The following is a 20,177-nucleotide window of genomic DNA, read 5'->3' as shown; positions in this document are numbered from 1 at the left end:
AGGCCGCGAATACGAATATTCGCACGCATACACCATCCTGCCGCCCTGGTTGCACGGATGAATCGTGTCAATGCTTTCATAATTAAATAGTTATCCTATGAAAAAAAATATTCTCATCGTGGCGCTATCAATGTTCCCGCTAGTGTCGCAGGCGCAAAGCTCTGTAACGCTATTCGGAATTCTTGATAACGGTATCAGCTACGTTAGCAATTCGGGCGGTCACTCGCTTGTCCAGATGGCGTCGGGCCTTCAGGCACCGAACCTTCTCGGGCTTCGTGGAATTGAAGACCTGGGCGGTGGCTTACAGGCCATATTCGTTATGGATTCGATGCCGAACCTCAATAATGGTACCGCCCAAGGTGGCGCGTTTTCCGGTCGGGAATCATACGTCGGTATCGCATCGTCCTTGGGCACCGTGACATTGGGACGGCAGTTTGACTACATGTTCGATAACCTGTCCGTTGAGCGATGGGGACACGAGATTCCATACGTGAGTTTTTACCAGCTTCCGGGCGGTCCATTTGCGAAATTGGGTACCCCTTTGGGGACTTTCGATTACACGAGAATTGCCGGGGGGGAAGCGACGCCGAATGCGGTGAAGTTCACCTCGAAGCATTATGACGGCTTCGATTTCGGCGCCATGTACGGATTCAGTAACCTCGCCGGTCAGACCGGAAGCAACAACCTGTCCAGTTTTGGGGCCAACTATGTCGCAGGTCCCCTCCGGCTGAATGCCGCCTACACTTATTCAAAGGAAGACGGGATTGACAATGGGCATTCCGGGATACGTAACTTTGGGGCCGGTGGGCGATACGATTTTGGCAAATTTGCTGTCGATTTTCTCTATGTGAACACGCGGAATACCTTTACCAACGCGCACGTGGACACCTACGAAGTGGGCGGGCTCTACACCTTCGCGCCAGACCTCTTTCTCTACGCAAATTACATCTACGCAAAGGGCAACGAGCAATTGACGAATAACCACTCTAACCAGGGCGGAGTCACTTTGGACTATCTGTTGTCGAAGCGCACAGACGTCTATGTCAATGCAATTTATCAGCGCGCTAGTGGAGGTGCGGATGCCTTCGCTTCAGTCAACGGTACGTTCGCGACATCTTCAAGCACGAATCAAACGGTGCTGCGTATTGGTGTGAAGACTTTGTTCTAGGAGCTAACGCATCTTCTTATCGGGTGCGCGGCCCGCCTTCGTAGCGGCCACGCACCATTGGACCTTCTGTTTGTCGGGCGAGCCATGGTACGTCAGTGCATATCGCGGAGATGCACTATTCGTCTACAACTTCCAATGTGGTGGCCGGCGCAGATTTGCTCGCGCGCTCGGCGCCCAGCCAAACGCCGCGGCCAAGGATTTCGTCCACCAGTTTGAAAATGAGCTGCTGCCCTTCCCGGACCGCCTGCGAGTGAGAGCGGGCGGAGTTCTCGCACAGCGCCCAGGTCATGTACATACCGCGAATCGGACTCCATGAAACCGCGTCCTCCCAACGTGCATTTCCGCTTATCGCACAGCAGGGTGTAACTGTTTCAGCGATGCCTTGGCGCGCTAGGTCAATCGTTAGCATCATCGCGTCAATTTCGAATTTGGTTTTGAAAGCAAAACCTCGTCGTGAAAGCGTATTCTCAATCTGAGTGCGAATGACGTTGGGCTTGCCTGGAAGGGCAAGTTGCAGATTATCCAGACGTGACAGTGGCACGGGTCGGTCAGAGCGTAGTTGTGCATCCTTCGCCGCCACGAGGATTAGGGGCTCCCGAATAAGGGGCGTGTGAACATAGCCCGCCGGCGGCGAACCCTCAAAAGGCACGATAGCCAAGTCCAGCATGCCAGAATGCATGACCTCTCTCAACTCGTGACTTGCACCTTCGTGCACACGCAAAGACACGCCCGGATATTGCGCGACAAGCTTCGCAATGTACTCGGATGTGAAGAGGTATTGCCACGAAGGAGGCAGGCCGACGGACAGCTGCCCTGCGGCGCGGTCACCAACCTGCTCGACCAATGTTGTCAGTTGTCGAAGGATGGGCCTTGCCCGCTCGAGCAACAGCGTACCCGCCTCCGTCAGCAACACACCACCTTGCGTGCGTGTGAACAGCTTCGCGCGAATCTGGTGTTCCAGAAGCGCGATATGTCGCGACAGCGCTGGCTGCGACAAGCGCAGGTCAGTGGCCGCCTTGTTGATGCTGCCGAGTTCGGCGACTCGAAGGAAATATTCAATTAGTCGCGAGTCCATCAGGGTGTCTCCTGCTACACCGCAGGCGACTAACCTGGGCGCTTGTTATCCATAAAGTGATTATGGCGCAAAAGCGGAGGCGACCCATGTCAGGGTTTGCCATGAGCCGGACAAACCGACTACTTTGAGTTCACGCATACGATGGGGTGGCGCTCCAAATCCCCGTTGTATAAGAGTTTTCAGCAGAAATATCGCTTCGGAAATTTTTAGTTTGGACTCATTTATCAGGGTTGTTACTGATAAACAGAAATCGGATGTCGACTATAGAAAAACCGCATTATTCGAATAACGAGCACGTCGCTACTATCAATCCATCGCATCTTGCTGCAAACGCCTCAACAGGCGAGCAAGCCAGACGTTGAAATGCGCCTCGACGCACAGCATTGACCATATGCCACAGCGCATGGAGACAGACCAAAAGGTCTGCTCGGGTCAGTGACAGGTACGAGCGCCATAGATAGGAGACAAACCGTGCCGCTGGCCGTATTGAGCGCATCGCATACCCCTCTGATGAGGGACGGAATTACGACCGATGAAGTCCGTGACGCAGTAAAGGCTGGCTTCAGCCAGCTCGCCGAACGCGCTGAAAACTTCAATCCGGACCTCGTTATCCAATTTGCGCCGGACCATTTCAATGGTTTTTTCTATGACGTCATGCCGAGCTTCTGCGTTGGCGTGAATGCGACCTCGATTGGTGACTGGGACACCGCGGTCGGCCGTCTGCCGGTGGCGTCAGCGGAGGCCCTGCAGCTTAGCGAGGCGCTGCTGAATGACGGTCTCGACGTAGCAGTGTCATACCAAATGGAAGTGGACCACGGGTTCGTACAAATCTGGGAAGAGATGTTTGGTTCCTTTGCGAAATATCCCTGCATTCCAATTTTCATCAACTGCGCAGCGCCGCCTCTTCCAACATTCAAGCGCGCTCGGCTTCTTGGCGAAGCTGTCGGTCGATTCGCGGCAGCTACCGGCAAGCGCGTTCTCTTTTCTGCCTCGGGCGGCCTGTCACATGACCCGCCGACACCGAGCATCGTTTCGGCACCGGACGATGTTAAGGCTCGTCTTATTGATGGACGCAACCCCACTCGGGAAATGCGGCATGCAAGGGAAGAGCGCGTTAGAGCCGCAGGAGTTCGTGCTCTGGAAGGTCACCCCAGCATCCTGCAGGTCGATGCGAACTGGGACAAGGACTTCATAGCCCAGTTGCAAGGCGGGAACCTGAGAGATTTCGATGCCTTGACCACTGCAGAAGTCCGAGAAAAAGCGGGCCGCGGCGGTCCCGAGGTCCTTGCCTGGGTGGCAGCATTCGCGGCCTTGTCCGTCGCAGGCGAGTACAAGGCGGACCTTCTTTACTACGAGGCCATCCAGGGTTGGATAGCCGGGATGGCAATGATGTTTGCCGAATCGAAAACACCGCGAGCGTAAAGCGTTAGTGGGACTTCAGGAGATAAGCCATGGGAATCAGAACCGGTCAGCAGTTTATCGACGGCCTCAAGAATCGTCCGCGCGACGTGTGGGTGCGTGGTGAACGTGTGGACGATGTCACCACTCACCCAGCCTTCAAGGGCGCTGTCGAACAACTCGCCGCGCTTTACGACACGCAGCATGACCCGGAACTGCAGGACAAAGTCACCTATGTCGTACCGGAAACAGGTGAGCGCGCAGGTCTCGCTTTCATGCCGGCGAAATCGGCCGCCGACCTTCGCAAGCGCCGGGAAGCCTATCGCATCTGGGCTGAGACGAATTTCGGTCTGATGGGGCGCTCGCCGGACTTCATGAACGTCACGCTGCTGGCGTTCTGGGAAGCGCGGCACGATTTTGCAAAGGGTGGCCAGCAGTACGCGGACAACATCGTGAAGTATTACGAGTACATCCGCGACAACGACCTGTTCCTTAGCCATGCGCTTATCACGCCGCAGAACGACCGCTCGAAGCAGTCATCCCAACTCGGCAACATGCATTTGCGGGTCGTAAAAGAAACTGACGAGGGCATTTACGTCAGCGGTGCGCGGATGATTGCTACGCTGGGCCCGGTGTCGGACGAAATGATTATGTACAACCTGCCCCAGTTCAAGACAGGGGACGAAGACCACGCGCTCATTTTTGCGGTGCCAACGGACGTCAAGGGAATGCGTCAGATTTCCCGAGACCCATACTACGTTGAGGCGCATGAGAGCTACGACCATCCGCTGTCGACGCGCTTCGAAGAAAACGATTCCCTGCTCATCTTCGATAACGTGTTCGTACCGTGGGACCGCGTCTTCTGCTATCGCCAGGTTGAACTTTCGAATCAACTGTACACGCACACCGGCTTGCGCAATCACACAGCGCATCAGACCAACACGCGTGCACTCGTCAAGATGCAGTTTTCGGTTGGTCTCGCTATCGCCGTTGCGAAGTCCATCAAGGCCGACCAGTTTCTGCACGTTCAGCAGATGTTGGGCGAATTGCTCGGATACATCGAGCAAGTGAAGAGCGCGCTCGTGCGCTCCGAGTACGAATCCGAACCCACCGAAGTGGGTACCGTCCGGCCTTGCCTCGCACCGTTGCAGGCAATCCGCACGATGCTCCCGACGGCTTATCCGCGAGTCGTCGAGGTCCTTCAAACGATTGGCGCAGGCGGCTTCATGCTGATGCCAAGCGGCGCGGACTTCCGCGCCCCTGAACTCTCCGAAGACCTCGCACTTTACTACCAGGGTGCTGGTGGCATGCCTTCGGTCGAGCGCGTGAAGCTCTTCAAGCTCGCATGGGACCTCGCAGGGGAAGCCTTCGGCCAGCGTCTCGTCCAGTACGAACGCTATTACGCAGGCGACCCGGTTCGCAACCTGGCCTTGAACTATCTCAGTAACCGCAATCCCGACATGCAGCGGCTTGTCGACAAAGCACTGGGGCTTGCGGGAGACCCCGACGGCGCGCCGGATTTGGCAACCGCAAACAACGAACTTGCTACGGAAGTGAACTCGTGAGCGATACCCGCCCCTCCAATTTCTCAAGCGTTTGGGCTGACCTGCGCGGCGTTTCTTTCAGCCAAGGTTTCATTGACGCCGGAGGAGTCAGGACGCGATACATGATGTCCGGTAGCCCCGACAAGCCGCTGCTGCTCTGTCTTCACGGCGTCGGCGGCCACGCAGAAGCCTACTCGCGCAACTTCGGCCCGCACGGCGAACACTTCTGGGTCGTGGCTATCGACATGCTCGGCCACGGTTGGACTGACAAGTCGGCAATCGACTACCAGGTGAAGGACTACGCGGACCATGTTCTCGCCGTGCTGAAGGCGCTGGGTCGTGAGCGTGCACACATCACCGGCGAATCGCTGGGCGGCTGGGTCGCGACCTACCTCGCAGTGCATAACCCCGAGGTCGTTGACCACCTCGTGTTGAACACCGCAGGCGGGTGGACTGCCCACCCCGAGGTCATGACGCGCCTGAAGAGCCTGTCGAATCAGGCAGCGGAAGACCCGAGCTGGGAACGCATCAAGACCCGTCTCGAATTCCTGATGTGCGACAAGAGCATGGTCAGTGATGACCTCATCGAGACGCGTCGCACTATCTACGCGCAACCAGGTTTCGCCGACACGATGAAACGAATCATGTGCCTCCAGGAGATGGAAATCCGTCGCCCGAACATGATTACCGAAGAGCAGTACCGGTCAATCAAGGCACCGTCGCTCGTGGTGTGGACTTCGCATGACCCGACGGCCACGCCGGCCGAGGGCAAGGAAATCTCGGAAATGATTCCGAACTGCAAGTACGTCGTGATGAACGAGTGCGGTCACTGGCCGCAGTTCGAAGATGCGGAGCTGTTCAATCGTCTCCACATCGACTTCCTGCTGGACAAGTGAGCAACGCCCGAGAACGAGGACTGAATCATGTCAGACACCAATCGAGCCGCTGACGCATCGACGTCAGACTCCAACGCGACTGGTAATGCATTTCGCCACGCGTTGGGTCATTTCGCGACCGGCATCACTGTGATTTCGGCGGTGGACGCGCAGAGCAAACCGTATGGCGCGACGGTCAGCTCGTTCTCATCGTTGTCCCTCGACCCGCCACTCATCCAGTGGAGTCTGACGACTAAGTCGTACTCGTATCCCATCTTCAGTCAGGCAAAGTACTTTGCGGTCAACATCCTCGCATCCGACCAGGAAGCCGTCTCGCGCATCTTCTGCAAACCGATTGACCGATTTTCTCAAGTCGAATCATCGGTGGGACTCGAAGGACTCCCTCTCGTCGCCGGTTGCCTCGGGTGGATTGAATGCAGTCTTGAGCGGCAAATCGAAGCCGGTGACCACACCATCTTCGTGGGACGCGTGATGCGCACGCGCGTGGCAGACAAGTCCCCGCTGGTCCATTGGCGCGGCTGCTATCACCCGCTTGAAGTCGACCCCATCTGCTAACCCTTCAGCGACACGAGTAATCAAAAGAGGTTTTCATGTCTGATGCAACCATCGACCGCCCAACTGGCAATGCAGCGAGTATCGAGGCGCTGGCCGCCGAACTGCGCAACTGCTACGAAACCGGGCAAACCATTGCTCCGCTGCGCTCGCGCGTAACGTCGGACGATGTCGACACGGCGTACGCCATTCAGGATGCGAACACGAAGTTCTTCGAGGCTCAGGGGCGCCGTCTGGTCGGTCGAAAAATCGGACTGACGTCAAAGGTCGTACAGGCGCAGTTGGGCGTAGACCAGCCGGACTTCGGAATGCTGTTTGCCGATATGGCCGCAGGCGAAGGCGAACCCATCGCAGTTAGCCGCCTTCATCAGCCCAAGATTGAAGCAGAAGTCGCACTCATTCTGGCCGAGGACCTCGACATCGAATCACCGACGCTTGCCGATTTGATTCGCGCGACCGCCTATGTTGTACCTGCGCTCGAAATCGTCGGCAGTCGGATTGCCAACTGGGACATCCGCTTTTTTGACACCGTAGCCGACAACGCGTCGTCTGGACTGTTCGTACTCGGCGGCCCCGCCCGCCGTATTCAAGACCTGGACTTGCGTGGCCTCCAAATGACCATGCGCCGCGACCATGATGGCGTGACGACCGGTCCGAACGTCGTTTCGACAGGCAGTGGCGCAGCTTGCCTTGGCCATCCGCTGAACGCGGCAGTGTGGCTTGCGGGTGAAATTGCCAGCCGTGGCCGCCCCCTCAGAGCCGGTGACGTCGTGTTGACCGGCGCACTGGGCCCGATGGTTCCAGTTACCGCTGGTGACACGTTTGTCGCTCAATTGTCCGGACTCGGCGAAGTCACGGCGAAATTCGTTTAAGAGGTCTCCAATGTCCAAAACCAAGGTAGCCATCATCGGTTCCGGCAATATCGGCACTGACCTGATGATTAAGGTGCTTCGCCTGTCCGACGTTCTCGAAATGGGCGCGTTTGTCGGCATTGACCCGGAGTCCGACGGCCTGAAGCGTGCCGAGCGCATGGGTGTGCCCATCACCGCTGAAGGCATCGACGGCCTGACGCGTCTGCCGAATTTCGACGAAATCAAAATCGTCTTCGACGCGACGTCGGCTGGCGCACACAAGAAGCATGATGCCGTACTGCAGTCGTTCGGCAAGCGCGTTATCGACCTCACACCGGCAGCGATTGGTCCCTTCACGGTGCCGTGCGTGAATGGTGAGCAGAACCTTGATGCTCCGAACGTCAATATGGTCACGTGCGGTGGCCAGGCCACGATTCCAATCGTTGCGGCAGTCAGCCAGGTCGCGAATGTTCCGTACGCAGAAATCGTTGCATCGATTTCGTCGCGCTCCGCTGGTCCGGGCACTCGCGCCAACATTGACGAGTTTACCGAGACAACTTCGCAAGCAATCGAGAAGGTCGGTGGTGCAAAGCGCGGCAAGGCAATCATCGTGCTGAATCCCGCTGAGCCGCCGCTCATCATGCGCGACACCGTTTATTGCCTTTGCGAAAGCACGGATGAAGCCGCGGTCACTGCGTCAATTGAAGCGACCGTCGCGAAGGTCAAGTCATACGTTCCTGGCTACCGGATGAAGCAAAAGGTCCAGTTCCAGCACTACACCGACGAAAACCCGCTTTTCATCGCGGAAATGGACCGCTCCTTCACTGGGATGAAGGTCACCGTGTTCCTTGAAGTCGAAGGCGCTGCCCACTACCTGCCCGCATATGCGGGCAACCTGGACATCATGACGTCGGCGGCATTGGCCACGGCTGAGAGCATTGTCCGTCGCCAGAAACTCGAAAGCACCGCAGCGGAGGCCGTATGAGCAATGAAATCAAATCCAAGCTGTATATCCAGGATGTGACGCTGCGGGATGGCATGCACGCGATTCGCCATCAATACAGCCTCGACCATGTCCGTGCAATCGCTCGTGCGCTTGACGCAGCGAAAGTAGATGCGATTGAAGTTGCTCACGGCGACGGTCTCGCTGGCTCGAGCTTCAACTATGGCTTTGGCGCTTGCACGGATTGGGCATGGATTGAGGCAACCGCTGAGGTCATCACTCATGCCAAGCTGACCACGCTGCTCATTCCTGGCATCGGCACGACGCACGACCTCAAGCGAGCATATGAATCCGGCGTGCGCTCCGTTCGAGTCGCGACGCATTGCACGGAAGCAGACGTTTCGAAGCAGCACATCGAGTACGCCCGCGAACTGGGCATGGATGTTTCGGGCTTTCTGATGATGTCGCACATGCTCGAACCAGCCAAGCTCGCCCAGCAGGCGAAGCTCATGGAATCGTACGGCGCTCACTGCGTCTACGTGACCGACTCCGGTGGCGCGATGACGATGGATGATGTGACCGCACGCTTTCGGGCTTACGACGAAGTGCTCAAGCCTGACACCGAACGCGGCATTCACGCTCACCACAATCTGTCGCTTGGCGTGGCCAATTCGATTGCCGCGGTCCAGAACGGCGCTATCCGCGTCGACGCAAGTCTGGCAGGTATGGGGGCCGGTGCCGGAAACGCTCCCCTCGAAGTGTTCATCGCGGCGGCCGACGTATATGGCTGGGAGCACGGCACAGACTTGTTTGCGCTGATGGATGCTGCTGAAGAACTGGTGCGCCCATTGCAGGACCGCCCGGTCCGCGTGGACCGCGAAACTCTGAGCCTTGGTTACGCCGGCGTCTACTCGAGCTTCCTGCGTCATGCCGAAACTGCCGCTAAGCAATACGGTCTCGATACGCGGACCATTCTCATCGAGCTTGGCAAGCGAAAGATGGTCGGCGGCCAGGAAGACATGATTGTCGACGTTGCGCTCGACCTGGTGCAGCGACAGCAACAGACAGTTTGACGATAAAGCGAAGGTACACGCCGGGTCGTGACGGTCCGGCGACAAAGAAATTAAGGGTTCAGCCCATCCAGATTGGAGGCAGACATGTATCGCTATATCGCGTCAAATTCCGGGATGAGCGTGCTCGGCAAAGTGAGCTTGCTGAGAAATCTGGCGCTCCAATCCGTTGCTATTCGTGGATTACGGCTTCGTCTTAATCGACCGTATCAAACCTGGAGTCGCGAAGCTGCAGATGGGTGCATGTATAGACGTGCAGCCGCAGCCCGAGACCCTGGATGCTGTTTGATTGAATATTAGAAGTCTGGAAATCCATCATGGAAAACACCACTGAATTTGACACTGACGTCATCGTTGTCGGCTCTGGCCCGATGGGTGTCACGACCGCGTTGGCATTGGCGACGTACGGGGCACGCGCACACATGGTCTCGCGGTTCAATTGGGTTGCTGATACACCACGCGCGCACATCACCAACCAGCGCACGATGGAAGTGTATCGGGACCTCGGAATCGAGGAAGACGTGCTTCGCTATGCCACGCCGTGGGACGAAATGGGCGACAGCCTCATTGCCACCAGTCTGGCCGGCGAAGAACTGGTTCGTCTGCGCTCGTGGGGCACGGGCGACGCGCGCAGAGGAGACTATCTCAAGGGTAGCCCCTGCGGAATGGTTGATATAACGCAGCCGAACGTGGAGCCGGTTCTTTTCAAGAATGCTGCGCATCGCGGCGTCACCTACTCGGCGAACACGGAGTACCTCTCGCACGAGCAGGATGAGAGCGGCGTAACCGTAAAGTTGCAGGACCGCCTCAATGGCCGCGAATATTCGATGCGTGCCAAATACCTGGTCGGTGCCGACGGAGCCCGTTCGAAGATTGTCGATGAAATCGGACTGAAAATCGAAGGCGAGATGGCACGAGCGGGAACCGCCTACGTCATTTTCAATGCGGACCTCACTCGATATGCGAAGCATCGCCCGAGCATCCTGCATTGGATTGTGAGCCCGGATGCTAGCTTCGGCGAAATCGGTTTGGGATTGCTCCGTGCGGTGAAGCCTTGGACCCAATGGATTGCCGGTTGGGGTTTCGACATCTCAAAAGGCGAGCCGGACCTGAGTGACGAAACCGTTCTCGGCAAGATTCGGGTTCTCGTTGGTGACCCGAACCTCGAGGTTGAGGTTGTCCGGAAGTCCACATGGTATGTGAACCAGGCCTACGCGACGACGTATTCGAAGGGGCGCGTGTTCGCCGGTGGCGACGCGACCCACCGGCATCCCCCATCGAGCGGCCTTGGTCTGAACACCTGCGTTCAGGATGCGTTCAATCTCGCATGGAAGCTGGCCTATGTTCTGAAGGGCTATGCAGGCGAGCGCCTCCTCGATACCTACTCCGACGAGCGTGCGCCCGTTGGCAAGCAGATTGTGTTGCGAGCAAACCAGTCGCGACTGGACTTTGCACCTCTCAAAGCAGTCTTCAGTGTTGAAGGCGCGGAAAATCCGGTGGCCGCTGGCATCGCTCGATTCAAGGACCCCGGCCCCGAAGGTGCTCGGGCGCGTCAGGCGGTTCAGGAAGGTCTGGACCTCAAGAATCGCGAATTCAACGCGCAAGGCGTCGAGATGAATCAGCGCTACGCCTCGACTGCAGTCGTTCCCGACCCGCAACTTGGTCCCGAGGAGTGGAAACAGGACAAGGAGCTTTACCTGCAGGCAACAACGCGACCCGGGGCAAAGATTCCGCATGCGTGGCTAATCGACAAGCATGGAATTCGGATTTCGACGCTTGACGTCACAGGTAAGGGCAAGTTCTCCCTCGTAACCGGATTGTCTGGGGGCGCATGGGCAAAAGCAGCGGAAGCTCTGGGTTTGCCATTTCTGCGAACTGTCGTGACTGGTGCCAAAGGCTCGGAAGACCCGTATTGCGACTGGCAACGTCAGCGCGAAATCGCTGAGGCTGGCGCGCTTCTCGTTCGCCCGGACGGATACATCGCATGGCGGCAGACCGAGAACGTCTTTGATGTAGGTATGGCGCGGGAGCTCCTGACGTCTGCCTTGTCTCATGTGCTGGCAAACCACTGACCGGACGCTTCGGTCCTGATGTCTCGAGACCGATGTTGAAGTACCTAGGAGAAAGGAACCGACTATGGGCACGCAAAGCCAATTGACCGAAGCGGGAACAAGTAAGCTTGTTCGCGTCAAAGAGGGCGACCTCGACCTCCAGATTCACTACAACGACATGGGCCAAGGTCGTGAGACCGTCGTCATGCTCCACGGCTCAGGCCCCGGCGCAAGCGGGTGGGCTAATTTCAACCGCAATCTCGAACCGCTGGTCGAACGCGGCTATCGGGTCATCCTGATGGACTGCCCGGGTTGGAGCAAAAGTGACCCAGTCGTCTGCACCGGGTCGCGCTCGGAATTGAACGCTCGAGCCCTCAAAGGGCTGCTCGACGCAATCGACGTGCAGGGGCCGGTTCACATCATCGGTAATTCGATGGGAGCCCACGCAGCAGTCGCGTTCGCGCTTGCGAATCCGGCGCGCGTAGGAAAACTCGTCCTGATGGGCGGAGGAACGGGAGGGCCGAGCCAATTCGTTCCAATGCCGACTGAAGGCATCAAGCTACTTCAGGGTCTCTATCGTGAACCGACGATTGAGAATCTCAAGAAGATGATGAACGTGTTTGTCTACGACGCAAGTAGCCTGACCGAAGACCTGTTCCAGGGCCGGCTGGATAACATGCTTGCCCGCAAAGACCATCTTGAAAATTTCGTTAAAAGTCTGGCTGCGAATCCGAAACAGTTTCCGGACGTCGGTCACCGGTTGTCGGAGGTCAAATCGGACACGCTCATCATCTGGGGCCGTGATGACCGTTTTGTTCCGATGGACGTAGGGCTAAGGCTTCTGTGGGGCATGCCTAACGCTGAGTTTCACATCTTCAACCGGTGCGGTCACTGGGCCCAATGGGAGCATGCGGACAAGTTCAATCGCATGGTTCTCGATTTCTTGACGCACTAGACGGGATGGGGCGCTCGTAACGGCGGGTTAGGGTCTACGCGGATAACGCGCATGCGGATAACGCATATAGCCCGACGGCATTATCCACGCAAACGGCGCCCACGTAGTATCGGTATGAAAGGGATGGCGGCCAGCGAGTTAGCCGGGACCATGGCTCTCATTTATGGCTCCGCTGAATATTCGCCCCCTCGCCAAAAAAAGCGGTTCTGGAGACAATTGAAGTACGGAGGCAGGTATGCAGCAATACGCAGGCAATATCTCTGAAGCGAGTTCGATTAAGAGGAGTGCATATCGAAAGATTTGGCTTCGAATCATCCCGTTGCTGTTTGTGTGTTACGGGTTCGCATTCATCGACCGAATCAACATCGGTTTCACAAAGCTCCAGATGAGCGACGCGCTGGGTATCAACGCGACCTGGTACGGTATTGCTGCTGGAGCGTTCTTTATCACCTATGCCTTTTGCGAAGTGCCGAGCAATCTGGTGCTGGCGAAGTGGGGTGCGCGCCGTACATTCGTACGAATCATGGTTCTGTGGGGCTTGGCAACCGCGGTCACGGCGTTCATTACCAATGTCGGTCATCTCATTACGCTGCGACTTCTGCTGGGTGCGTTTGAGGCGGGCTTCCTCCCCGGCATCGTTCTCTACTTCACCTACTGGTTTCCGTTCCGGATGCGGGCGCGAGCCACCGCTGTCATTTTCGTGGCAAATGCCGTAGCAGGCTCCGTTGCCGCACCTCTGAGTGGGTGGATTCTTACCTCATTCGATGGGGCGTTGGGTCTTGCAGGCTGGCGCTGGGTCTTTCTCATCGAAGGTATTCCCGCCTGCGCGCTTGGATTTGTCTGCCTCTACTTCCTCAGAAATCGCCCGCAGGACGCCGAGTGGCTGACGGCAGAAGAGAAGGCGGCTGTCGCGGCCGACCTTGCAAGCGAAGAGGCGCCGGTCCATGAGCATCTGTCGAAGGGCGTCGCGAAAGAGATTCTGTCGAACCCCATCAACTACCTGGTGGCGTTCCTTTTCTTCACCGCTGCCTGCAGCAACTATCTGCTCTTCTTCTGGCTTCCGACCATTGTGAAGGAAAGCGGAATTACCTCGCTGGTTAGCGTTGGTTTCCTTACAGCGATTCCGCTGGCGATGGGTTTCGTTGGTGCGATTCTTGTCAGCTGGAGCTCCGATGCTTTGCGGGAACGCCGCTGGCATCTTGTGTTCTGTTTCTGTCTGATTGCGTTTGGTCTCATCGCAAGCACCCTTGCGACAGAGTCCCGGACGTTAATGCTTACGGCGTTTGCGGTAGCGAGTTTTGGAACGGGCGCGAGTGGGCCGTTAATTTTCTCGATTCCGCCGAGCTATCTGAGCAAGAGAGCCGCACCGGCTGGCATCGCATTCATCAGCATGCTGGGGAACATCGCGGGCTTTGCGAGTCCCCCGCTTCTCGGATACATCAAGACAGTCACCGGCAGTCTGGCAGGCGGCGTCATGGCCATTGCTCTGCTCGCAGCCGTCGGAGCGCTGCTCGCGGCGATGGCTTTCCAGAAGCGCACAGAAGCCATTGCGCAGACCCGGTTGACGTAACGACGGGATTTAATGTGAAAGCGGTGCGGGCGCGAGTTGATTTGGAATGAGTCCCGCATCGACCAAGTTGACTGGCCTGCAGCGAATTCATCGTGTATCGGGTGCGATGAGTAAAGGTGTATCGGGATGCGACTGCTACATACGGTAGAGCCATCCGGGTGGGCGACCATTAGGTCTTTATTTTTTTCGCTTATCCACTGACATGCTAGTACGACAGCGCGTGGTGGCGGAGCAAACGGTCGCATCAATAGCGCGACGGATAGGTATCAAACGGAGGATTCAGTGAGCCAGACAGAAGCGATTGAGAACAAGGTGAATGACGCAGCAGAAGTCGAGGCTGCACCGAGCGTCGAAACGGTAGCGGATGTCCTTGCTGCCGCACTGGGCAGGCATGAAGTGACACATGTATTCGGACAGAGCATTCCAGCTGCCTTCTTTGTGGTCGCGCACAAGTTCGGTATCCGTCAAGTGAGCTATCGCACTGAAAATGCGGGTGGCGCGATGGCCGATGGCTATGCACGCATTTCCGGAAAAGTTGGCGTCGTCGCGGCACAGAACGGCCCTGCTGCTACGTTGCTCGTTGCGCCGCTAGCTGAGGCGTTGAAAGCATCGGTCCCGCTTGTCGCCATTGTCCAGGACGTTCCAACCAGCATGGTTGACCGCAACGCGTTCCAGGAACTCGACCATGTCGCCCTGTTCGGGCCCGTCGCGAAATGGGTTCGAAGGGTGACCGATGCGACCCGAATCGACGACTACGTCGATGCTGCTTTCACTGCTGCAACGAGCGGCCGGCCTGGCCCTGCTGTCCTGATTTTGCCGATGGACCTGTTGAGGAAGCCAGCTGCTTCCAGCAATCGGACCGCCAGCCTTGGTCGGTTTCCTCTCGACCGCTACCAGCCGTCTTCGGACGCGGTTGGTGAAGTCGCAAAAATGATTGCAGCCTCGAGGCGACCGTACGTGCTTGCAGGTGGTGGAGTTCATCTGTCGGGTGCGAGCGAGGCACTGGCCCAACTGAGCGAACTGGCAGCGATTCCCGTTGCGACGACGAACATGGGCAAAGGGGTCATGGACGAAACCTCGCCGTTGTCGCTGGGCGTGTTTGGCAATTGCACGGGCGCCGGAACTATGCCGCGCCACTTGGGGACGATGCTTGCGGACGCAGACCTGGTCATTCTCGCCGGCACACGCACTAACCAGAACGGCACTGACTCCTGGAAAGCCATCCCTACGTCCGCAAAACTGGTCCACATCGATATTGACCCGCAGGAAATCGGGCGGACGTACGAAACTACCCGATTGATGGGCGACGTCAAACTGACCCTCGAAGCGTTGACGGATGAACTCAAGAAACTCGAGTTACCGTTCGCCGGTAAGCGCCATCTGACACTTTCCAGTGAAATTCAGCATGCTCGCGCCGAAGTCGCGAAGGAACGCGCCCAAATCAGCGCAGGACGGCCCGGTGCCATCCGACCTGAAGCCATCATGTTCGAACTCGACAAGCTGATTCGTCCGGACGACATCGTTGTTGCCGATGCTAGCTATTCGACAAACTGGGCCAACACGTTCCTGACCGCACGGAAGAACGGTGCCCGGTTCCTTACGCCGCGCGGACTTGCGGGCTTGGGCTGGGGCTTTCCAATGGCCATTGGCGCCAAGGCAGCAGTGCCAGGCGCACGTGTGTTCGCGCTAGAAGGCGATGGTGGGTTTGGCCACTGCTGGTCGGAGCTTGAGAGCGCGCGGCGGATGGGGCTGCCGGTCATCCTGATTGTGCTGAACAACAGCATTCTTGGATACGAATTCCATGCGGAAAACGTCCACTACGGCATGCACACGGATGCCTGCAGCTTCGGCAGCGTGGACCACGCAGCAATTGCACGGGCGACTGGTTGCTTCGGCGAACGTGTCGAAGACCCGAAGGACATCGCGGCAGCACTGGAGCGTGCTATCGCCTTCAACGGTCCCGCCGTACTCGACATCATTACGGATTCGAACGCGTTTCCGCCGCTGTCTCTGTTTTCTGGTGACAGCAATCCGGCAGCACGCGATTTCCCTGAGGTAGGTCTGTCATGACAATTGAAGAACGCAAGGTTTGCTGGGTTACGGGCGCGTCGAGCGGAATTGGGCTCGCGGCAGCGAAGGCCCTGCTCAGCGACGGGCACTTTGTGGTCATTTCGGCGCGCGGAGAGCAAGGGCTCTCCGAGGCACTCGCAGAGCTTCACAAAATTGGACCGAATGCTGCTGCAGTCGCGGTCGACGTAACCGTCGCAGCCGATGTAGCAGCTGCAGCGAAGCGCATTTCGTCCGAGTACGGAAGAATCAGTGTTCTTGTCGCCAATGCGGGTATGAACATCGGCGCTCGCGCATGGGGCGAAGTCTCGGTCGAGGATTTTGACCGTGTCACCAACATCAACTTAAATGGTGTCTTCTACACCATCGACGCGGTGCTGCCAGGAATGCGAGAGCATTCCGATGGCCTCGTTGTTAACATCAGTTCTTGGGCTGGTCGGTTCATTTCTGCGAAACCAGGGCCTGCGTACTCGGCCGCAAAAGCGGCGGTAGTAGCGATGACGACGAGTTTGAACGCATCGGAGTTCCGCAACGGTGTTCGTGCTTGCGCCCTTTGTCCGGCGGAGGTCGCAACCCCTGCAATGCTGCGTCGCAAAGTACCCCCGACTGACATCGAGCTTCGCCGGATGCTCCAGCCGGCCGATATAGCGTCTGCAGTGCGATACGTGGTCAGCATGCCTGCACACGTCTGTATCAACGAACTCGTTATCTCGCCGGTCTGGAACGGGGCGTACGGAGCCGCGTGACTGGACGAGCGGCAGGCGCTGTCGCATCCATCCGCGTTCGTTCTTCGGCTGGTGACCGGCGTCGTGGCAAATGCTTCGACGCCGGGTGCAAGAGCATCGTCAAACGAAAGGTCAACGACAAGATGAAAGGTTTCGTCGGCAGCATCGTCGCTATCGTGACTCCAATGCACGAGGATGGCTCAATTGACTACGAGTCGTTTGGGTCTCTCATCGACTGGCACATCGAAAGCGGGACCGACGCAATATGCGTGGCGGGAACGACGGGCGAAGCGTCCACGCTATCCTTCGAAGAACATCGGGCCGTGTCTGAGTTCGCAGTTAGTCGTGTGGCGCTCAGGTGTCCAGTTATGGTCGGAGCTGGGTCGAATTCCACGCGCGAAGCAATCGAACTGACCTCAATGGCGAAAGACGTAGGCGCGGATGCAACGTTGCAGGTTACGCCGTACTACGTGCGGCCGTCGCAGGAAGGGCTTTATAGGCATTTCGCCACGGTCGCAGAATCCGTTGACCTGCCGATGATGCTTTACAACGTGCCGAGCAGGACAGGCACTGACCTCGACGTCGGAACGACTATGCGCCTTGCGCAAGTCCCGGGAATCATCGGGCTGAAAGATGCAACGGCCAACCTGGAACGCGGCGGTATGTTGCTGCGCTTGCGTCCGGAGGGATTCAAAGTCGTCTCCGGCGATGACGCCACCTCCGTGCCGCTGATGTTGCTAGGTGGCGACGGCACTATCAGCGTGAGCGCGAACGTGGTTCCGGCTGCTGCTGCGCGAGTCAGCGCTCTTGCTCGAAGCGGAAATGCCAAAGACGCCGCAACGCTCCATTTGAAGTTGCTCCCTTTACACAGTGCCCTGTTTGTTGAAAACAGTCCGGCACCAACTAAATGGGCATTGGCGAGGCTCGGGCGGTCCTCGCCAGCCTGCCGGTTACCTATTACTGAACTGTCCGACGGCTCACATGCAATCTTGCTTGATGCGATGGAGCAAGCCGGGGTGTTCAGCGAAACGAACTCAAAAAGCGGGAGTTTGCAATGATTGTCGAAATGAGAACGTATACCTTCCAGCCGGGCAAGCTCCGTGAATGGTTGCCGTATTTCGAGAAAGAGAGATTTCCGATTCAACAGAAACACTTGGGGAAGCTGCTTGGCTATTACACGGCTGACACTGGCGAACTTAATCAGGTGGTTCAGTTGTGGGCGTACGAGACTTTCGAAGACCGCGCCGCGCGGCGCGCGGCATTGTGGTCCGACCCGGAGTGGCTGAATCCGTCGAAGTCGACAATGCACATGATTGTCAAGCAGGAAAGCAAACTGCTTTTGCCGACAGCATTCTCGCCAAAGGTCTGACTGTTCGAGAAGCCATCGCGAGGTAATTTCGGCGAGCGCGCCGCTCCGCATGCGGCGGCGCCGAGTCGAATATCGGAATATCAGGAGTGAAACGATGCTTAAATCATTAGGATACCTAGGCGTTAATACAACCGATGTTGAAGGTTGGAGAAAATACGGAACTTCGTTTCTCGGCATGCAGGCTGCCAAGAGCGATGGTCAGGCCCTGAGCTTCAGGATGGATGGCGCACAGCAGCGATTGACGGTCGCCGAAGCCAGCCATAACGGACTTTCGCATATGGGTTGGGAGGTGGATGGCGCGGTTGCGCTTGATGCCCTCGCGGCGCGGCTTGAGCGCGCGGGAGTGAGTGTTCGGCATGGCTCGAATGAACTATGTGAACAGCGTCGGGTGACGGACCTAATTGTGTTCTCTGACCCGGTAGGGAATCGGCTGGAAGCTTTTTACGGTCTTGGTGTCGCTTCCGAACCATTCATCCCGGGTCGCACGATGTCAGGGTTCCGGACCGGCGACATGGGCATTGGACATGCGGTGTTGATGGTGCCCGACGCAACTGCGGTGCTTGCCTTCTACCGTGAAGTCCTCGGTTTCCGGCTGAGTGATTACTTCGAGCGGCCATTCAAGGCTTTTTTCTTGCACCTGAATCAACGCCATCACAGCCTCGCGATTCTCCAGATGGGGACGCCCGGCATTCACCACCTCATGTTCGAGACGTTGAGCCTTGACGACGTTGGACAGGCTTACGACCTGGCTCTGGTAGACGAAGGGCGAATTGCTACGACCATCGGTCGGCACACCAACGACCAGGTTGTCTCCTTCTATGCGAGAAGCCCCTCCGGTTTTCTGGTGGAGTGTGGCTGGGGCGGCCTCAGCGTCGATGTCGACACCTGGAAGCCCTACGAGGTGGTGCATGGCCCTAGCCTGTGGGGACACGACCGCGACTGGTTGCCGCCCGAGAAGCAGGAAGAGGCAAGGCAAATCCGCTTCGCCGCGGCGAGAAACGGTGCACGCGCTCCCGTCCACGTTATCGACGGCTTGTACGACGCGTCGCCTACCTGACTTCTCATTCGGGTCATCTAGCCGCTCAATGTTCGAAACCGTCACGTGTACGCGCCACTCTTATGAAGGTTGACATGGCCATAGCCTCCGACGACAGCCGCCTGCGGCGCATATACGGGGAAACAGACCTCTCAGCCCAGCCAGAGCGCCGGGCCGAATGGGTCTACCAGGAGCTGCTCAGGAGATTCGTCTCGGGTCAATACAGCTTTGGCGAACGAATCTCTGTCAAGGATTTGAGCGCTGAGACGGGCGTGAGCCGACAGCCCGTGATGACGGCAATGCTGAAGCTGAGTCTCGCAGGCTTTGTGAAAATCCGACCTCAGGTCGGTTGCGAAGTCATTACCCCCACCAGCAGCGAGATAACCGACTTCTTCCTGATGTTCGGAAGAATGGAGTCATTGATGGCGGAGCTGGCTGCAACTCGCAAAACACCGGAACACATCAACCGCCTGCACCTGACCAACCGGCAAATCGCGATGCTGCAAGAATCGCCAGCGGCCAGCGGAGAAGCATTCCGAGTGCTGAACCGGGATTTTCATTCCACGATTCATTCGGCCGCTGCCGCGCCAGGGGTCCATCGCTTCATTGTTCAGCAATGGGAGATGGCTGACTTTTTCCTGGCTCAAGCCGACGCCTTCGCCGACCACCTGGAAGGCGCCGTCGCCGAACATTTGGAGATGATTGACGCGATTGATTCCGGCTCAGGACAACGCGCGTCCCAACTGACGCAAGAACACATTGCGAACTTCTGCACGCTTGTGCTCAACAGGCTGGCGGCCTGAGGCGCCCCCCATCCTCGCTCGAAATGATTGTTTTGTTGTTCCCGAGGTATGCAGATGCCATTCGGCAGGTAACGACGCCGGAATGGTCCCACTTAGAGGAAAGG

At 57.5% G+C, this 20,177-nt stretch carries 18 protein-coding genes; 17 read left to right on the top strand and 1 reads right to left on the bottom strand.

The features are described from left to right. Positions 1 to 97 precede the first annotated feature (97 nt). A complete protein-coding gene (locus B0G73_RS14505) occupies positions 98 to 1,168 on the top strand; it encodes a porin (RefSeq protein ID WP_106281800.1) in 1,071 nt (356 codons plus the stop codon). Between the two features lie 115 nt (positions 1,169 to 1,283). Here the strand turns inward: B0G73_RS14505 and B0G73_RS14500 are convergent, their stop codons facing one another. Then, a complete protein-coding gene (locus tag B0G73_RS14500) occupies positions 1,284 to 2,243 on the bottom strand; it encodes a LysR family transcriptional regulator (protein ID WP_106281798.1) in 960 nt (319 codons plus the stop codon). A gap of 471 nt (positions 2,244 to 2,714) precedes the next feature. Here B0G73_RS14500 and B0G73_RS14495 point away from each other — a divergent pair, with 471 nt between their 5' ends. The 16 genes from B0G73_RS14495 (at position 2,715) to B0G73_RS14420 (ending at position 20,073) form a co-directional block, all read left to right on the top strand. Beyond that, positions 2,715 to 3,665, top strand: coding sequence for a 3-carboxyethylcatechol 2,3-dioxygenase (locus tag B0G73_RS14495; RefSeq protein ID WP_106281796.1), 951 nt, complete (start codon positions 2,715 to 2,717; stop codon positions 3,663 to 3,665). Positions 3,666 to 3,694: 29 nt separating this feature from the next. Beyond that, positions 3,695 to 5,206 carry a 4-hydroxyphenylacetate 3-hydroxylase family protein gene (locus B0G73_RS14490; protein ID WP_106281794.1) on the top strand — a complete coding sequence of 504 codons (1,512 nt, stop codon included), beginning with the start codon at positions 3,695 to 3,697 and terminating at the stop codon, positions 5,204 to 5,206. Further along, positions 5,203 to 6,081 (top strand): alpha/beta fold hydrolase, encoded by an 879-nt coding sequence (locus B0G73_RS14485; RefSeq protein ID WP_106281792.1) that lies wholly within the window; start codon positions 5,203 to 5,205, stop codon positions 6,079 to 6,081. The genes B0G73_RS14490 and B0G73_RS14485 overlap by 4 nt, the downstream gene beginning before the upstream one ends. A 27-nt stretch (positions 6,082 to 6,108) precedes the next feature. Then, positions 6,109 to 6,636 carry a flavin reductase family protein gene (locus tag B0G73_RS14480; RefSeq protein ID WP_106281791.1) on the top strand — a complete coding sequence of 176 codons (528 nt, stop codon included), beginning with the start codon at positions 6,109 to 6,111 and terminating at the stop codon, positions 6,634 to 6,636. Positions 6,637 to 6,671: 35 nt separating this feature from the next. Beyond that, positions 6,672 to 7,505: a 2-keto-4-pentenoate hydratase gene (mhpD, locus tag B0G73_RS14475; RefSeq protein WP_106281789.1), complete on the top strand. Its 834-nt coding sequence runs from the start codon at positions 6,672 to 6,674 to the stop codon at positions 7,503 to 7,505. A 10-nt stretch (positions 7,506 to 7,515) separates the two neighbouring features. Then, positions 7,516 to 8,469: an acetaldehyde dehydrogenase (acetylating) gene (locus tag B0G73_RS14470; RefSeq protein ID WP_106281788.1), complete on the top strand. Its 954-nt coding sequence runs from the start codon at positions 7,516 to 7,518 to the stop codon at positions 8,467 to 8,469. Continuing rightward, positions 8,466 to 9,500, top strand: coding sequence for a 4-hydroxy-2-oxovalerate aldolase (gene dmpG / locus B0G73_RS14465; RefSeq protein ID WP_106281786.1), 1,035 nt, complete (start codon positions 8,466 to 8,468; stop codon positions 9,498 to 9,500). The genes B0G73_RS14470 and dmpG overlap by 4 nt, the downstream gene beginning before the upstream one ends. A gap of 314 nt (positions 9,501 to 9,814) precedes the next feature. Continuing rightward, positions 9,815 to 11,569, top strand: coding sequence for an FAD-dependent monooxygenase (locus tag B0G73_RS14460; protein WP_106281784.1), 1,755 nt, complete (start codon positions 9,815 to 9,817; stop codon positions 11,567 to 11,569). Between the two features lie 64 nt (positions 11,570 to 11,633). Further along, positions 11,634 to 12,503: an alpha/beta fold hydrolase gene (locus B0G73_RS14455; protein WP_106281782.1), complete on the top strand. Its 870-nt coding sequence runs from the start codon at positions 11,634 to 11,636 to the stop codon at positions 12,501 to 12,503. A gap of 235 nt (positions 12,504 to 12,738) precedes the next feature. Then, complete coding sequence (locus B0G73_RS14450) at positions 12,739 to 14,073, top strand: MFS transporter (RefSeq protein ID WP_106281780.1); 1,335 nt, start codon at positions 12,739 to 12,741, stop codon at positions 14,071 to 14,073. A 312-nt stretch (positions 14,074 to 14,385) separates the two neighbouring features. Beyond that, the gene (locus tag B0G73_RS14445; RefSeq protein ID WP_106281896.1) at positions 14,386 to 16,143 is read left to right on the top strand and encodes an acetolactate synthase catalytic subunit; all 1,758 of its coding nucleotides are present in this window, start codon (positions 14,386 to 14,388) and stop codon (positions 16,141 to 16,143) included. After that, on the top strand, positions 16,140 to 16,886 hold the full coding sequence (locus B0G73_RS14440; RefSeq protein WP_219907275.1) for an SDR family oxidoreductase: 747 nt from the start codon (positions 16,140 to 16,142) through the stop codon (positions 16,884 to 16,886). The genes B0G73_RS14445 and B0G73_RS14440 overlap by 4 nt, the downstream gene beginning before the upstream one ends. A gap of 122 nt (positions 16,887 to 17,008) precedes the next feature. After that, positions 17,009 to 17,923 (top strand): 4-hydroxy-tetrahydrodipicolinate synthase, encoded by a 915-nt coding sequence (gene dapA, locus B0G73_RS14435; RefSeq protein WP_106281778.1) that lies wholly within the window; start codon positions 17,009 to 17,011, stop codon positions 17,921 to 17,923. Continuing rightward, complete coding sequence (locus tag B0G73_RS14430; RefSeq protein WP_106281776.1) at positions 17,920 to 18,234, top strand: NIPSNAP family protein; 315 nt, start codon at positions 17,920 to 17,922, stop codon at positions 18,232 to 18,234. The genes dapA and B0G73_RS14430 overlap by 4 nt, the downstream gene beginning before the upstream one ends. Positions 18,235 to 18,328: 94 nt before the next feature. Continuing rightward, on the top strand, positions 18,329 to 19,291 hold the full coding sequence (locus B0G73_RS14425; protein ID WP_106281774.1) for a VOC family protein: 963 nt from the start codon (positions 18,329 to 18,331) through the stop codon (positions 19,289 to 19,291). A gap of 74 nt (positions 19,292 to 19,365) precedes the next feature. Beyond that, entirely contained in the window at positions 19,366 to 20,073 is a 708-nt protein-coding gene (locus B0G73_RS14420) for a GntR family transcriptional regulator (RefSeq protein WP_181196549.1), read from the top strand. Positions 20,074 to 20,177: the final 104 nt, after the last annotated feature.

Source organism: Paraburkholderia sp. BL25I1N1 (assembly GCF_003002025.1).
GTDB lineage: Bacteria > Pseudomonadota > Gammaproteobacteria > Burkholderiales > Burkholderiaceae > Paraburkholderia.
Note: the sequence above shows the minus strand (reverse complement) of the source record. Positions and strands in the feature narration are given on the sequence as shown.

What these genes read in the sequence shown, in the direction of transcription:
- B0G73_RS14420 (WP_181196549.1), top strand. Translation starts at nt 19,366, where the DNA reads ATGGCCATAGCCTCCGACGACAGCCGCCTGCGGCGCATATACGGGGAA.
- B0G73_RS14425 (WP_106281774.1), top strand. Translation starts at nt 18,329, where the DNA reads ATGCTTAAATCATTAGGATACCTAGGCGTTAATACAACCGATGTTGAA.
- B0G73_RS14440 (WP_219907275.1), top strand. Translation starts at nt 16,140, where the DNA reads ATGACAATTGAAGAACGCAAGGTTTGCTGGGTTACGGGCGCGTCGAGC.
- B0G73_RS14470 (WP_106281788.1), top strand. Translation starts at nt 7,516, where the DNA reads ATGTCCAAAACCAAGGTAGCCATCATCGGTTCCGGCAATATCGGCACT.
- B0G73_RS14480 (WP_106281791.1), top strand. Translation starts at nt 6,109, where the DNA reads ATGTCAGACACCAATCGAGCCGCTGACGCATCGACGTCAGACTCCAAC.
- dmpG (WP_106281786.1), top strand. Translation starts at nt 8,466, where the DNA reads ATGAGCAATGAAATCAAATCCAAGCTGTATATCCAGGATGTGACGCTG.
- B0G73_RS14460 (WP_106281784.1), top strand. Translation starts at nt 9,815, where the DNA reads ATGGAAAACACCACTGAATTTGACACTGACGTCATCGTTGTCGGCTCT.
- B0G73_RS14500 (WP_106281798.1), bottom strand. Translation starts at nt 2,243, where the DNA reads ATGGACTCGCGACTAATTGAATATTTCCTTCGAGTCGCCGAACTCGGC.
- B0G73_RS14505 (WP_106281800.1), top strand. Translation starts at nt 98, where the DNA reads ATGAAAAAAAATATTCTCATCGTGGCGCTATCAATGTTCCCGCTAGTG.
- dapA (WP_106281778.1), top strand. Translation starts at nt 17,009, where the DNA reads ATGAAAGGTTTCGTCGGCAGCATCGTCGCTATCGTGACTCCAATGCAC.
- B0G73_RS14450 (WP_106281780.1), top strand. Translation starts at nt 12,739, where the DNA reads ATGCAGCAATACGCAGGCAATATCTCTGAAGCGAGTTCGATTAAGAGG.
- B0G73_RS14430 (WP_106281776.1), top strand. Translation starts at nt 17,920, where the DNA reads ATGATTGTCGAAATGAGAACGTATACCTTCCAGCCGGGCAAGCTCCGT.
- B0G73_RS14490 (WP_106281794.1), top strand. Translation starts at nt 3,695, where the DNA reads ATGGGAATCAGAACCGGTCAGCAGTTTATCGACGGCCTCAAGAATCGT.
- mhpD (WP_106281789.1), top strand. Translation starts at nt 6,672, where the DNA reads ATGTCTGATGCAACCATCGACCGCCCAACTGGCAATGCAGCGAGTATC.
- B0G73_RS14455 (WP_106281782.1), top strand. Translation starts at nt 11,634, where the DNA reads ATGGGCACGCAAAGCCAATTGACCGAAGCGGGAACAAGTAAGCTTGTT.